Raw genomic sequence first — 14,207 nt, forward strand, 5'->3', positions numbered from 1 at the left:
CCAGCTCGCACTTCATGCGCTGGCCGAGGGACAGCTTCCTGACCGGAACGTCCAGGATGTCCCGGATCTCCAGGAGATCGCTCAATTCCGCGAGGTTGCGCTCAAACTCCCCGTCGGGGATCTCGTAGATCTCCTTGTTGAGGAGGATGCTCTCGCGGGCCGGAAGGTCCCACCATAGCTGGTTCTTCTGTCCCATCACCAGGGCAAACTGCTTTTGGTACTCCCTCTGCCGACGGGCAGGGGTAAATCCGAGTACCTTGGCATCGCCGCTTGTGGGATAGAGAATCCCGGACAGCATTTTCAGGGTCGTGGTCTTCCCGGCGCCGTTCGGACCCAGAAACCCGACGAGTTCCCCTTCGGAAACGGAGAAGGAGATCCCGTTGACCGCCGAAGTGAAAAACGTCTCCCGGTGGAACAGTCCCTTCAGCGATCCCCGGAGGCCGGGCTTCTTCCGGTACGATTCGTAGATTTTGGAAAGATTCTCGACCTCTATGGTCGCCATGAGAATCCCATGGTCGTCAGCTGGAAGCGCTGCTGTATTTTGCAAGACTTGCCCGCCAGAGGAGCAGCGAGAGGCAGAAGAACGATACCGTGTACCCGAAGGCGAACAGGATCCACCGCCAGCTGAGCAATCCCAGAAAGGCTTTGGCGGGAAACGCCACGGCGAGGAGGATCGGGAGAACAAAGGTAAAAACGACCCGCACGGTCCCTGGGAATATTTCCGGGGGGAACCGCCCCAGGGTCATGGCCTCGCGGTACAGCCAGATCACGTTTTCGCTCTCGATGATCCAGATCGTGATGCTGGCAGAAAGGATGTGGATTCCCAGCACGATCAGCACCCCGGAAATGAGGAGCAGGACGTACAGGATCACGGCGCCAGCCGTTATCGGGGCGGGGAGTTTCCCGGCGGTATAGAAGATCAGAAGGACGATGGGGACCAGGAAAACGATATCCAGAACATCCGTCAACCGGGACATCGAGTAAAACAGGGCATTGACCGGCTTGCTCAACACATAATCGAAGTTCCCCCGCAGGATGTCGTTTTTGAATTGGTAGATCCCGCGGAAGAACGCCTGGGAGAAGACATCGATCAGATTGAACGTCAGGAAAAAGAAGATGACCTCGTATCGGGAATACCCGGCAAGGGTTTTCGTGAAGCGGAAGATGGACACGATCAGGAGCAGGAAGAATCCGAACCGGATCAGCTTTCCGAGGAGATAGGAAGCCGAATCGACCCGGCTCGACAGGTATGAACCGATCGCCAGTGCGCTCAGGCGCTTCCAGACCCGGAAATGTTTCCGCAGAATCTTCATCGCATTCGTCCCCGCCGGCAAGCGTTCAGATCCCCTCTCCCGTGAAGCGCATAAGCCCCCTTGCCCAGACGAACCTCGCCCCAAGGATGCACAAGCCGATCCAGATCAGTTGTAACCCGATACCGCCGGCCACTTGGAGGAAGGGCATTCGCCCCAGATACACCTGTATCGGGAAGTACAGGAGGTAGAAAAAGGGAAGGCTTGCGAAAACCGCGAACAGGCCGCTGGCGAGGATGTCCAGCGGGAAATACGCGCCGGATGCGAATTCCAGGAACCAGTCGAACAGAAACTTCGGACCCATGGCCTCCCGGGACCAGAAAGCGATCAGGTTGACCGTGTAGCTCAGGAGAAAATACAGGATCAGGGCCAGGGAGGTGGAAACGAAAAACAGGGCCAGCCAGGGCCATTGGATCTGGATCAGGATCCGGGCGTCGACAAGCGCGGAAAAGACGGCCACTTCGAAAACGGCGGTGAGGGTGTGAAGACACCTCTGGGCAAGCTCCCGGAAGAACACAAAAAGGAGGTGGTGGACCGGTTTGACAAGGTACGCGGAAAAGGTGCCGTCATTGATTTCGGCCGCAACGGACCTTGCCTGGGTTCCGAAAACGATGGAACGGAGAACGCTCGCCCCCAGGACGAAGGTAACCAGCTCGTTTCGGTCGTATCCGGCAAAGGTTCCCGTTGGGGAGGTCAGGGTGTGCCAGACGAAATAGAGAAGCAGGAGAACGAGGATGTTCCGAAGACGTCCCAGCAGGAAATTGAACCGGTACTCCAGTTCTTTCTGCCAGCTGATCCGGAAAACGGTCCAGTACTTTTTCATGGTTCCCCGGGGTGGTGCACCAGCGTGATGGTACCAGATTTTCCGCGGAAGGTGCCTCTCGATTTCCGGATCGCCCCCCGGGAGATGCCGGGGCGATCGGCGATCATCGGCCGGCAGGCGGTGCTATAATCGGGTTCCCCGGAGACCGGGGGAACGACGTCTACGCGCGGTGACCATCGGATGAAAAGGCCGTCCGGTTTTATCGCCCTCCTCCTGCTTTCCGTCCTCCTGTCGACGCTGCCGCCGCGCGAAGCCGCCCTCGCGGCCGATCCCCTGACCGTCGTGGCGGTGGGCGACATCATGATGGGAACGGACTGGCCGGAGGACCTCCTGCCGCCGCGCGACGGGGCCGGCATGTTCGACAACGTCCTGGAAAGCCTTCGCGGGGCCGACATCGTCTTCGGGAACCTGGAAGGACCTCTGGCGGACAGCGGCGAAGGGGTAAAGTGCAACAGGAAGAGGCGGGCGAAGGGGGGAAAGACCCTGTGCTTCGAGTTCCGGACTCCCACCCGGTACATAAAGCACCTGGAATCCGCGGGCTTCAACGTGATGAACGTCGCGAACAACCACACGTTCGACTTCGGCCTCGAGGGAGTGGAGAGCACCCTCGCCGCGCTTGAAGAGGCCGGGATCCAGGCCACGGGGGGAGACAACGTCGCCGCGTTTTGCATCCGGGGGAAGGCCGTTGCCGTCGTCGGGTTCTCCTATTCCCCGCCTTCGCCGCATTCCCATTCCCTGCAGGACCTCCTGTCGGCGATGGAGATCGTCGGGGGATTGAAGGAAGACTTCGACCTGGTCATCGTCTCCTTCCACGGGGGGGCGGAAGGGAAGGACGCGTTGCGGGTGCCGGATGCCGACGAGGTCGACGAGGTCTTCGCCGGGGAGAACCGGGGAAACGTGGTCCGTTTCGCTAGAACCGTGATCGACGCTGGCGCCGACCTGGTGATCGGTCACGGGCCGCACGTGCCGAGGGCGATGGAAGTCTACAAAAGGAAGCTGATCGCCTACAGCCTCGGGAATTTTCTGACGTACGGCAGGTTCAATATCCAGGGGTCCAGCGGGGCGAGCTACGTGCTCAGGGCCGAAATCGATCTGGAGACGGGCAACTTCAGCAGCGGCGTGATCGTCCCCGTGGAGCTTCTCGACCGGGGAATTCCCTTCCCCGATCCGGAGAAAAAAGCGGTTAGGATCATCCGGGAGCTCACGGCGGAACGGCAGGTGGAGCCGGGTCTTGTCATCGGGGAAGACGGCGTCCTGACACCGGTAGCGCCGCCGGAACCCTCCTCGACGGAGCAATCCTCCCCATCGAACCGGGATTAGATTTCGTCGGCCGGCTCGTCCAGCGGAAGCCGCCGCGCGCCCACGAAACGCTTGATGAAATAAGGGGCGTCCAGGCGGTCGATCGTGACCTTGCGGTCACCGGAGGACGCGTGGATGAACCGGTTGTCGCCGAGATAGATGCCGACGTGGGAGGGAAACTTGGCGTACGTGCGGAAGAACACCAGGTCCCCGATGGAGAGATCCTCCTTGCCCACCACCTCCCCGAGGTGGAACTGCTCTCTCGCCGTCCTCGGAAGCACGATGTTCAGCAGGCTGAAGACCTTCTGCACATATGCCGAGCAGTCGATCCCCCGCAGGGAACTCCCGCCGAACCGGTACGGGATGTCGAGCATCGCGTGAGCGATCTGGATCAGCTTCTCCTTGATGCCGCTCGTGCCGCTTCCGACGGACGGAGGCTCGGCGAGCCCCTTGACTTCCCGGACGACGGGTGAATCCGCCAGTTCCTTCAGTCCTCGCGCAAGCCGGGATTCGGGAGAGGCCGCCGAAGGAGGCGGCGGCGCGGAAGACGCTATCGCAGTCGGCGCGTTCTCGGTTTCCTGCGGCGCCAGAGTCGCTGGCCTGTGGACAAGGATCCGAGTCCCGGACCGGAGCCTCCTGGGGTTCCGGATGTGGTTCAGCTCCTTCAGTTCCCTGGCCGACATGTCGTACATCCCGGCGATCGAGGAGAGCGTTTCCCCCTTCTCTACCGTGTGGAGTCGGGTTTCCGGCGGTTGGGACCCACCGGTTGCGCTCTCGTCGCGGGAAGCCCGGTTCCCCGGTTCCGGGGCGGCCGCCGCGGAATCCGATCCTCCCTGGCGAAGCGGGATCGTAAGCCGCATGCCCGGCATCAGCCGGTCGGAGGCAAGACCGTTGGCCTCCATCAGGGCTTCGGCCTTTACGTCGTACCACCTCGCGATCCTGGAGAGGCTGTCCCCCTTCCGGACCGTGTAGAGATCCTCCGCGCCGGCGGCGAGGGGGAGGGCCACCACCAAGGTCGCGCAGAGGATAAAGGCGTAACGTGGTTTCATCGGCTCTTCTTATCCAGGGAATGAAAAGGCTTCGGCGTTGATGGACAACAGCCTTCTTTGAACAATTTCCGTGACCGGGGGGCGTTTGTCAAGCCTTTCTCTTCCCCCGTACGGCGCGCTCGATGTCTCTCCGGGCGTCCCGTTCCGCCATGTCCTCCCGCTTGTCGTAGAGCTTCTTCCCTCGTGCCACCCCGACCTCCAGCTTCAAACGGGGCCCCTTGAAATAGAGCTTGAGCGGGACGAGGGTCAGGCCCCGCTCCCGGGTCTTCCCCAGAAGGTAATCGATCTCTTTCCGCTTGAGCAGGAGCTTGCGGGTACGAAGGGGATCGATCACCCTCAGGTCACCGTGGGAATACGGCGAGATGTGCATGTTCTCGATGAACGCCTCGTCCTCGCGGACGGTCCCGTAGGCGTCCTGGATGTTGATTCGGCCCTCGCGGATCGACTTGACCTCGTAGCCGTGGAGGACGAGGCCGCACTCGAAGGATTCGAGGATATGGTACTCGTGCCGGGCGCGCCGGTTCGTGCTGACGATCTTCTCGGGCAGCGTCTTCTTTTCCATCTCAGGTGCGCTCGTGGCGGTGTGCTCCGCCCACCACGGTCAGACGGGTGCGCTTCCCGTCCGTACGGTCCACCAGGTTCCGGATCGCCGTTCCTCCCTCTCCCCCGGGATCGTCTGCCACGACGAAATCCGCCGGTGCGCCGCGCTGAAGCACTCCTCCCGGAAGGCCCAGCGCCATCGCCCCGTTCCCGGTGGCCGCGCGGAAGAGGGCCCGGCAAAGCTCCTTCTCCGGCAGATTGCCGCGATAGAGGGTGCGGGCCGCCCGCATCTCCTCCCACACGCTCAGATCCGCCACCGATCCCAGGCTGTCGGTTCCGAGGGCAAAGGGGACGGCGGTGTCCACGAAATACGTCACGTCGGGCGAACCGTTGCCGTGCGCCGCGTTGCTGCGGGGGCACAGGACGAACCGCGCTCCGCTCTCCCTCAATGTTCCGATCTCCTCCCGGGAAAGGTGGACATTATGCACCAGGATCAGACCGTCCCGCAAAACCCCCGCCCCCTCCAGATACTTCGGGATCGGGATCCCGATCCCGTGGAACCAGGAGACGTCCTTCCCCACAGCGGGATAAAGCCGGCTCGCGACTTCACCGCCGCCGGTCCGGAGGAACTCCATTTCCGCGGGGGACTCGGCCAAGTGGAGGCAGACGGGAATCCCCTTTCGCGCCGCGAGATCGGCAAGGCCACGGAGAAGAAGCTGCCCCACGGTGTACAGCGTGTGGGGGGAAACCCCTGGGGTGATCATCCCGCTGCCCTTATCCGCAAACCTCTCCAGCCGACCAAGGATCTCCTCAACGGCCGGCAGGACCTCCCCGGCGGATTCCCGAGCAAAGCCGATCCCTTCCGCAAAGACACGCGCCCGCAATGGACAGGATTCATAGACGCCGGCGTCTGGCCCTGCGATCTCCCCCACCGTCGTAGTCCCCGAGGCAAGCGCCCCGGCGGCGGCCGACTCGAAGTTCCGCCGAAACTCCTCCGGCGGGGCCCCGCGTTTCCAGGCGATGACGCGCAGAATCCACTCCACGAAGGAGAAGGAACCGGCCGAAGCGCTCTTTCCCGGTGTTTCCAGACGAGGAACCTGGAGGTGGGTGTGGGCGTTAACAAGCCCCGGGAGGAGGACCGCGCCGGGGAACTCCCGCCGGCTGAACCCGGAAGGCAGGCCCCGCTCCACGTCCCTGGGGGATCCTGCCGTCACGATATCCCCCCCCGAAACCGCGATCGCGCCGGGGGACAAGACCTTGTCGGCGCCCAAAAAAATGCGCGAGGCGATGTAAACCGACTTAAGTATGGGGACGTTCTTAAACTTTTTAATGAATTTCGCCCTTGCCATTAAAAAGTTTAAGAACGTCCCTGATCTTAAGTTATCGGGCGGCCGCGACCTTGGAGCGCTGGCTCGCAGGCTCGACCTTCTTCTTCACCCCGGTGATCCGGTTTTTGGCGTCGACGTAGACGAGCGTGGGCTGGAAGCCGGCAAGCTCCTTCTCGTCGTAGGTGGCGTAGTTGGCGATGATGATGAGGTCCCCCTTGCTCACCTGCCGGGCAGCCGCGCCGTTCAGGCAGATGACCCCCGAGTCCCGCTCCCCCTTGATGGCATAAGTGGAAAACCGGTTCCCGTTGTCGATGTTGTAGATGTGGACCTGCTCGTACTCGATCAGCCCCGCCGCCTCCAAAAGCGTCTCGTCGATCGTGATACTCCCCTCGTAATGGAGCGCCGCCTCCGTCACCGTGGCGCGGTGGATCTTGGATTTCAGCATCGTGCGCATCATGTTGCGGACCCCCCTAGGGTGATATTGTCGATCAAGCGGGCCGGTCCTACCCGGGCCGCCACGAGAATCGTCATCGGTTCCGACGGGGAGCGCGCCGGGGACAGCGTCTCCGGGTCCCGGGCCTCCACGTATTCCAGCTTCGCGCGCGGCTCGGAAAGAAACTTCGCCCGCGCGACGTTCACCAGCTTTTCCGGGTCCCTCACGCCGGCGGCATACAGGTCCCGCGCTGCGCACAGCCCCTTGTAGAGGCACAGCGCGGCGTGCCGGTCCTCCCCCTCCATGTACTGGTTCCGGGAGCTCATCGCCAGGCCGTCGGCCTCGCGGACGATGGGCGCCCCGACGATCTCGACGTCCAGGTCGAGGTCGCGTGCCATCCGACGGATGACGGCGAGCTGCTGGAAATCCTTCTCGCCGAACACCGCCGCGTGCGGCCTGACGACAAGGAGCAGCTTAGCCACCACGGTGGCCACGCCCCGGAAATGCCCCGGGCGCCTTGCGCCGCACAGCCCCTGCGATACGCCGGTCACATCGACGTACGTCTGGTACCCGTCGGGGTAGATCTCCTTCACGCCGGGGAGGAAGACCGCGGCGACCCCCTCGCCCGCAAGCATCGCCAGGTCGCGCGCCTCGTCCCGGGGATAGCGCTCGAAATCCTCCCCCGGGCCGAACTGCGCCGGATTGACGAAGATCGACGCCGCGACGGTATCCAACCCCCGGGCCTTCGCGATCCGCACCAGGCTCAAGTGCCCCTCGTGGAGGGATCCCATGGTCGGGACGAACCCGATCCGCTTCCCCTCTGCGCGCTGCGCCCCGGACCATGCCCGCATCGCTTCCGGAAAGCGTACGGTTTCCATCAGAACGAATGCTCCTTCCCGGGGAACTTCCCTTCCCGCACTTCGTCCGCGTATGCCCGGATGGCGTCCTGCACCGGTTTTTTCAGCTCACCGAACCGCTTCACGAACTTCGGGCGGAACTCGTCGAACAGGCCCAGCAGGTCCTGCATCACCAGGACCTGTCCGTCGCACCGGGGGCCGGCGCCGATCCCGATCGTGGGTATTTCCAGACGCTCGGTGATCCCGGCAGCGAGGTCGGCAGGCATCCCCTCGAGGACCACCGCGAACGCTCCCGCTTCCTGTACCGCCAGGGCATCGTCGATCAGGCGCTCCCTCTGTGCGTCCGTCTTCCCCTGCACCCGGTACCCGCCCATCCGGTGGATCGACTGGGGGGTAAGGCCCACGTGTCCCATCACCGGAATGTCGCACGCTGTGATCGCGCGGATCGTCGCCTCGACGTTGCGCCCTCCCTCGAGCTTGACCGCCTCGGCCCCCTCCTGAAGGAGCTTCCCCGCGTTCCGGATCGCCTCCTGCGCACCGGCCTGGAAGGAGAGGAACGGCATGTCGGTCACCAGATACGCCCGCTTGCGCCCACGGGCCACCGCGCCGGTGTGCCGCGCCATGTCCTCCATCGTCACACCGAGGGTATTCGGGAGGCCCAGCACCACCTGGCCCAGGGAATCCCCCACCAGGAGGATGTCCACCCCGACCTCGTCGAAGATCTTCGCGAAGAGCGTGTCGTAGGCGGTGATCATCACGATCCTGCGCCTCTCCGCTTTCATCCGGACGATGTCCAGAACGGTGATCTTCTTCAAGGTTACCCCTTTAAAACCGGGACGGTCCTGAACTTTACTTTAAGAACGTCGTTGATCGCCTGGGGACGTTCTTGAACTTTATCAACTCGGAGCTTTGGAAAGTTCAAGAACGTCCCCAAGGCATAAAGTAAAGTTCAGGACCGTCCCAAAAAAAAGCCTTCCGGAATCGTTCCCGGAAGGCCGAAAACATGCTCCCTGGCCCGCGGGGGAAATGATCACACATCCTTCCCCGCGTTTCCCGACGATCCCGTCTCGGTCCGGTGCTACCTGGATCCCAGCGGTATGTAGTGGTGCATCCCGCGTTTCACACTCTTGACTTCTCTCACGAGATGTTCAAGGTCGCGGGGGCTTTCCACGAAATCGATCTCGCTCGTGTTCACCACCAGGAGCGGAGTCTCGTTATAGTGGAAAAAATACTCGTTATAAGCATCGCTGAGCGCCCTCAGGTAGTCAAGGGAAATGTTCCGCTCGTACTCCACCCCGCGCTTGCGGACCCGGGAAAGGAGCACTTCGGGGCGGGCCTGGAGATAGATCACCAGGTCGGGGCGGGGGACCGTCGGCAATAGGAGCCTGTAGATCGAGTCGTAGAGGGCGATCTCGTCGTCCTCCAGGTTGATCAGGGCAAAGATCTTGTCCTTGGCCAGGACGTAGTCCGAGACCACCCCTTTTTCGAAGAGGTTTCCCTGGGCCAGCTCCCTCTGCTGGCGATAGCGCGAGAGCAAGAAGAACAGCTGCGTCTGAAAAGCGAATTTCCTTGGGTTTTCGTAGAACCGCTCGAGGAATGGGTTATGGCCGACCTCCTCCTGGACCAGGCGCCAGCCGAACTGGTTGGCCAGGATTTTGGCAAGGGAGGTTTTCCCTACGCCGATCGCCCCCTCGATCGCGATGTAACGGGGGTTGATCCGATCGCCCATGTCCGCTCAATTGTATTCAGCAGCCGAAGACATTGTCCACTCAATTCGCAGCCGCCCCCCAAATCATCAGGCCATGATGTTTTTTTCGTCACTTGTGCATTCGGCCGTCCTGTTTTCGGAACTTCGAGTCGGTCTCCGACTTGATCGAATTGTGATTATGACAACTTGAATTTTCTCTTTCTTTTATGGAATATCATGGAATTGGCACCCTGGTATCCTGATGGGAAGGGGGGCAACCGATGGAGCCAAGTAAAATCGTCGTGCGCTATCTGGATGGAAAAATCCTCAAAGGCACCACCCAAAATTTTTCCCCGAACAAGCCTACCTTTCATGTTCTGCCAAACCATCCTCATAAATCGAAGGAACCAATGGAAATCTCGATGAGTGATCTGAAGGCGGTTTTTTTCGTCCGGGATTTTTTGGGGAACAAGTTATACAGAGAGAGAAAACGATTGTCTTCAGACGAAAAACCCCAAGGCCGCCTGATCGAAGTGACCTGTAAAGACGGTGAAGTCATCGTGGGATCCACGACGGGCTACGACCCCAAACGTCCCGGCTTTATCGTTTTTCCTGTCGACACGAAGGGAAACAATATAAAAGCCTTCATCGTATCCAATGCCGTGAGCAAGGTTCGAACCCTGTAATTCTGTTTACCCCACATCAACGCCGGCAATCTTCCTGTCCCGGTTTGGACGGGGATTCGGGCGGAATCAGAGGCTCCGCAAGGCGCGCCAGTTCCATGTACCGCTCCGGGGCGACAGTTTCGGCGCGGGAGGAAGGGTCGATCTCCGCACCGGCCAGGAGCCCGCACCAATCCGGCGTTCCTCCCCGCAGGAAAGGGACGGGGGCGTTGCGCAGCGTCTTTCTCCTTCTCGCGAAGGCCGCCCGCACGACCGCCTGAAGCCCGCGAAACGTCTCGTCGGAAATTCCCGGACGAAACCGGATGGAGACCACCGCCGAGTCGACCTCGGGGGAAGGGAAGAAACAGGTCCGCCGGACCGTGAACTCCTCCCGGATCTCCGAAAGAACCGCCAGGTAGACCGAGAGGATCCCGTAGGCCTTCCCGCCGGGCGGGGCGCACAGCCTCTCGACCACTTCCTTCTGCATCATCAGGACCGCGCTGGGGAAGATCTCCCGCAGGTCCATGAGTCGAAGGAGGATCGGGGAGGAGACGGCGAACGGCAGGTTGCCCACGACCGTTCCTCCTTCGGGAAAACGCTTCTCCCATTCCTCGTCCGGCAGGGCGAGGAAATCCGCCGCGACGATCTCCACGGAAATCCCTTCGTACCTGCCGCGAAGATACGCCGCAAGACCGCGGTCCACCTCCACCGCTACCGTCTTTTGCCCCTTCTCGGCCAACAGATCGGTGAGCGCCCCGAGGCCGGGGCCGATCTCCAGGAAGGGCGGCCCCATCCGCAGGGCGAGGGAAACGATCTTTCTTGCGATGTTGCGCTCGTGGAGGAAATTCTGCCCAAGCCTCCTTCGGGGCGAAAGGCCCAGCTCCGACAGGAGCCGGCCGGGATGTTGAGTGTCCCATTTCATGAAGTGGGACACTCAGCGGGAAAAGCGCGACGCCGCATAGGCGTTGAGGTCCAGGCCGGAAGCGCGGCCGGCGGAGAGGCGGCGCTCCCCGAGGAACGCCACCATCGCGGCGTTGTCGGTGCACAGGGCGCGGGAGGGGAGGTGGACCCCTACCCCTTCGCGTCCCCCGTCTTCTTCGATCCTCTCCCTCAGCCGGGAATTGGCCGCCACCCCTCCGGCGAGGACGATGCGGGGAATCCTTTCCCGCCTCGCCGCGGCGAGGGTCTTCCCCGCCAGCACCTCCACCACCGCCTCCTGGAACGATGCGGCGATGTCCTCCACGCGGGCGATCCGTGCATCCGGAGAGGCAAGGAAAGTCCGGAGAGAGGTTTTGAGCCCCGAGAAGGAAAAGTCGGCGGAATCCGGCGAGAGCCACGCCCGCGGGAAGGGAAACCGCGACCGGTCTCCCTGCCGCGCGAACCGGTCGATCGCGATCCCGCCGGGATACCCCAGCCCCAGCTGTTTGGCCGCCTTGTCGAACGCCTCTCCGGCGGCGTCGTCGCGGGTTCCTCCCAGAAACATCACCGCGTTTTCTCCATCGACCCGGAAGAGGGAGGTGTGCCCGCCGGAAACCAGGAGTGCGACGTAAGGGAAGTCCGGCCTGTGCTCCAGGAAGATCGCAAAGAGGTGCGCCTCGAGGTGGTCGACGCCGAGGATCGGCTTCTCCCAGGCGAAGGCCAGCGACTTGGCGAAGCACAGGCCCACGAGGAGCGAGCCGATCAGGCCCGGCCCCGCCGTCACCGCGATGCCATCGATGCCGTCCTTTCCGGACTTCGCTTCCGCGAGCGCCTGCTCGACAACGGGAACGATCGACCGGATGTGCTCCCGCGACGCCAGCTCCGGCACGACCCCGCCGTACGCCTCGTGAACGGTAACCTGCGAAGCGACCACGTTCGACAGGAGCCCCGCGCCGGAGTCGTAGACCGCCGCCGCGGTGTCGTCGCACGAGCTCTCGATCCCCAGGACGCGCATCTTCTTAACTTACCACGGGCGGGGGGAGGCCCGCACGGAAGGCACTGCGCCTCAGTCCGCGACTTCGTTCCCGCACATCGGCGATCGGCTACGCCACCTCGGAGGGGGGCTCCGTTCGTGGCTCGCCGTGCGGTGGACCCGCACGGCTGCGCTTTACCTCACTGCGCCCCCCTCCTGCGGCGGCTCCGCCGGACGCTCCTTGCTGATGGAACGAAGCCGCATCCGGCAATGCTCTGGTGGCGCCCGCTGCCTGCGAACGCGGTCTGTGCGGAAGGCGCACGCCGAAAGGGGGCCTCGCGCAGCGTGCAGCCACAAGCGCGGAACCGGCGCAGGCCACGCGTTCCTGGCAACGGAGAGCTTGGCTGGCGGTTACGGGAGACCGAAGGCCGGGGAAGGGACCTTGGGGCACGTTTGCTGGACGAAGCCGGGGAGCCGTGGCGGATCGCCAGCGAGGTCCCCCCTGAGGCGAAGCGACTTCCGCTCATGGCGCACACCAAGAGCGGGCGGCTAGAGGATGTTCGCGGCGAGCTCGGCGAGGGGGGAGCGCTCGCCCTTGGCCAGCAGGACGTGCCCGGCGAGGGTCTCGCCCTTGAACTTCTCGACGGTGCAGGAGAGCCCGTTGCTGGCCGAGTCGACGAAGGGGTTGTCGATCTGGTACGGGTCGCCCGTCAGCACCACCTTGCTGTTCTCTCCCGCGCGAGTGAGGATCGTCTTCACCTCGTGCGGGGTCAGGTTCTGGGCCTCGTCGATGATGATGTACTGGTTGGGAATCGACCGCCCGCGGATGTAGGTGAGCGGCTCGATTTCCAGGATCCCCAGGTTGATGAGCTCCTGGTAGCCGCGCATCCCCTGCCGCTTGCGGCGGCTGAACCCGAAGAGATACTCCACGTTGTCGAAGATCGGCTGCATCCAGGGCTTGAGCTTCTCCTCCACGTCCCCGGGCAGGAACCCGATGTCCTTCCCCATCGGGAAGACGGGCCGCGAGACCAGGAGCCGCTGGAAGACCTCCTCGTCGGAGGTCTTGCGCAGCCCCGCGGCGATCGCGAGGAGGGTCTTCCCCGTCCCCGCCTTCCCCGCCAGCGTCACCAGCTTGACCGTGTCGTCGAGCAGGATGTCGAGGGCGAAGTGCTGTTCCTTGTTGCGCGGCCGGACCCCCCAGACGTCCTCCTTGAAAGCGGGGAGGGGGCGGACCTTCTTCCGCCCCGCGTCGTACCGGCCGAGGGCGGAGGCGTGCGACACGCCGTCCCGCAGGACGAGGTACTCGTTCGGGAACAGGTCCTCTGCGCCCGGCGACGGGGAGCTCTCCGCCGCCGCGTAGAACGCGTCGATCCATCCCTTCTCGACCTCCACCTCGCGGAATCCCTTGTAGAGCTCCTCGATCTCCACCCGGCCACTCTCGTAGTCCTGCGCGCGCAGGCCCAAGGCGTCGGCCTTGATCCGAAGGTTGGTGTCCTTGGAAATGACCACCACGGGGAGGTTCTTCTCCCGGGCACGGACGCTGAGCGCCACGGCGAGGATGTGGTTGTCCTCCTTGCCCCCGTAGAGCTCGGCAGGTAGGAGCGAAGTCCCCTCTCCGCCGAACGCGACGCGCAGCTCCCCCCCGTTTTCGAGGGGCACCCCTTCCGACAGGCTTCCCTCCTCTCGCATCTTGTCGATGAACTTCGACACCGTCCGGGCGTTTCGCCCGAGCATGTTCAGGTCCTTCTTGAAGTGATCGAGCTCCTCGATCACCGTGATGGGAATGATGACGCGGTTGTCCTGGAACTTGAAGACGGCGTTGGGATCGTGCAGAAGGACATTCGTGTCCAGCACGAAGTTCTTGATCATCAAGGCTCCGCGCTCATTTTAGCTCGGTGAGCTTTTGCCGTGCCATCGAGGCGGAGGGGGACTTCGGGTATTTCGACTGGACCAGCTCGAACAGGATGCGCGCGTTCTTCCGGTCCTTGAGCGCCAGGAAGGAGAGTCCCTGCTTGTACATGGCGTCGGGCGCCTTGTCACCGCCCGGATACTTGTCGATCACATCCTGGTAGGAGAGGATCGCATTCTCGTAATCCTTCTCCGCGTAGAACGTCTCGCCCTTCCAGTAGAAGACGTTCGGCAGCAGCTTGTGGTCGGGGTACTTCGACGCGAACTCGGTGAGGATCTGCCGTCCCTTGCGGGTCTCCCCGCCCTTGATGAGCCCCAGCGAGTAGTCGTACATCTCCTCCGCGTTCTTCCAGTCCTGCGGAACCGGTGCGGGCGCCGCGGAAGATGCGAGGGAAGCGGCCGCCACCTTCTCCATCTTCT

15 protein-coding genes and 1 pseudogene are annotated in these 14,207 nt (G+C 62.9%); 2 read left to right on the forward strand and 14 right to left on the reverse strand.

Annotated elements, in window-relative coordinates:
• The 3 genes and pseudogenes from A2Z13_02935 to A2Z13_02945 all read right to left on the reverse strand — a co-directional run bounded on the left by A2Z13_02935 (position 1) and on the right by A2Z13_02945 (position 2,133).
• Positions 1-502 (reverse strand): annotated as a pseudogene (locus tag A2Z13_02935) (hypothetical protein).
• Positions 503-518: 16 nt separating this feature from the next.
• Positions 519-1,334, reverse strand: coding sequence for a hypothetical protein (locus A2Z13_02940; GenBank protein OGP80570.1), 816 nt, complete (start codon positions 1,332-1,334; stop codon positions 519-521).
• A 4-nt stretch (positions 1,335-1,338) separates the two neighbouring features.
• Positions 1,339-2,133, reverse strand: coding sequence for a hypothetical protein (locus A2Z13_02945; GenBank protein ID OGP80571.1), 795 nt, complete (start codon positions 2,131-2,133; stop codon positions 1,339-1,341).
• Between the two features lie 180 nt (positions 2,134-2,313).
• Between A2Z13_02945 and A2Z13_02950 the strand changes: the two genes are divergently transcribed.
• Positions 2,314-3,453: a hypothetical protein gene (locus A2Z13_02950; protein ID OGP80572.1), complete on the forward strand. Its 1,140-nt coding sequence runs from the start codon at positions 2,314-2,316 to the stop codon at positions 3,451-3,453.
• Here A2Z13_02950 and A2Z13_02955 read toward each other — a convergent pair.
• The 7 genes from A2Z13_02955 to A2Z13_02985 all read right to left on the reverse strand — a co-directional run bounded on the left by A2Z13_02955 (position 3,450) and on the right by A2Z13_02985 (position 9,368).
• Entirely contained in the window at positions 3,450-4,481 is a 1,032-nt protein-coding gene (locus tag A2Z13_02955; protein OGP80573.1) for a hypothetical protein, read from the reverse strand. The genes A2Z13_02950 and A2Z13_02955 overlap by 4 nt on opposite strands.
• 88 nt (positions 4,482-4,569) lie before the next feature.
• Positions 4,570-5,028, reverse strand: coding sequence for an SsrA-binding protein (locus tag A2Z13_02960; protein OGP80582.1), 459 nt, complete (start codon positions 5,026-5,028; stop codon positions 4,570-4,572).
• A gap of 16 nt (positions 5,029-5,044) precedes the next feature.
• On the reverse strand, positions 5,045-6,370 hold the full coding sequence (locus A2Z13_02965; GenBank protein ID OGP80574.1) for a hypothetical protein: 1,326 nt from the start codon (positions 6,368-6,370) through the stop codon (positions 5,045-5,047).
• Between the two features lie 31 nt (positions 6,371-6,401).
• Positions 6,402-6,806: an aspartate 1-decarboxylase gene (locus tag A2Z13_02970; protein ID OGP80575.1), complete on the reverse strand. Its 405-nt coding sequence runs from the start codon at positions 6,804-6,806 to the stop codon at positions 6,402-6,404.
• Positions 6,803-7,660 (reverse strand): pantoate--beta-alanine ligase, encoded by an 858-nt coding sequence (locus tag A2Z13_02975; protein OGP80576.1) that lies wholly within the window; start codon positions 7,658-7,660, stop codon positions 6,803-6,805. The genes A2Z13_02970 and A2Z13_02975 overlap by 4 nt, the downstream gene beginning before the upstream one ends.
• Positions 7,660-8,421 (reverse strand): 3-methyl-2-oxobutanoate hydroxymethyltransferase, encoded by a 762-nt coding sequence (locus A2Z13_02980; GenBank protein OGP80583.1) that lies wholly within the window; start codon positions 8,419-8,421, stop codon positions 7,660-7,662. The genes A2Z13_02975 and A2Z13_02980 overlap by 1 nt, the downstream gene beginning before the upstream one ends.
• 296 nt (positions 8,422-8,717) lie before the next feature.
• Positions 8,718-9,368 carry a deoxyadenosine kinase gene (locus tag A2Z13_02985; protein ID OGP80577.1) on the reverse strand — a complete coding sequence of 217 codons (651 nt, stop codon included), beginning with the start codon at positions 9,366-9,368 and terminating at the stop codon, positions 8,718-8,720.
• 368 nt (positions 9,369-9,736) lie between these two features.
• Here A2Z13_02985 and A2Z13_02990 point away from each other — a divergent pair, with 368 nt between their 5' ends.
• Complete coding sequence (locus tag A2Z13_02990) at positions 9,737-10,012, forward strand: hypothetical protein (protein OGP80578.1); 276 nt, start codon at positions 9,737-9,739, stop codon at positions 10,010-10,012.
• Between the two features lie 16 nt (positions 10,013-10,028).
• On the opposite strand, the gene A2Z13_02995 is transcribed toward A2Z13_02990, so the two are convergent.
• The 4 genes from A2Z13_02995 to A2Z13_03010 form a co-directional block, all read right to left on the reverse strand.
• Positions 10,029-10,910 (reverse strand): ribosomal RNA small subunit methyltransferase A, encoded by an 882-nt coding sequence (locus A2Z13_02995; GenBank protein ID OGP80584.1) that lies wholly within the window; start codon positions 10,908-10,910, stop codon positions 10,029-10,031.
• Between the two features lie 12 nt (positions 10,911-10,922).
• A complete protein-coding gene (locus tag A2Z13_03000; protein OGP80579.1) occupies positions 10,923-11,921 on the reverse strand; it encodes a tRNA (adenosine(37)-N6)-threonylcarbamoyltransferase complex transferase subunit TsaD in 999 nt (332 codons plus the stop codon).
• Positions 11,922-12,428: 507 nt separating this feature from the next.
• Positions 12,429-13,748, reverse strand: coding sequence for a phosphate starvation-inducible protein PhoH (locus A2Z13_03005; protein OGP80580.1), 1,320 nt, complete (start codon positions 13,746-13,748; stop codon positions 12,429-12,431).
• Positions 13,749-13,761: 13 nt separating this feature from the next.
• Positions 13,762-14,202, reverse strand: a complete 441-nt coding sequence (locus A2Z13_03010; protein ID OGP80581.1) for a tol-pal system protein YbgF — start codon at positions 14,200-14,202, stop codon at positions 13,762-13,764.
• Positions 14,203-14,207: the final 5 nt, after the last annotated feature.

This window comes from Deltaproteobacteria bacterium RBG_16_64_85 (genome assembly GCA_001798885.1).
GTDB lineage: Bacteria > Desulfobacterota > Deferrimicrobia > Deferrimicrobiales > Deferrimicrobiaceae > FEB-35.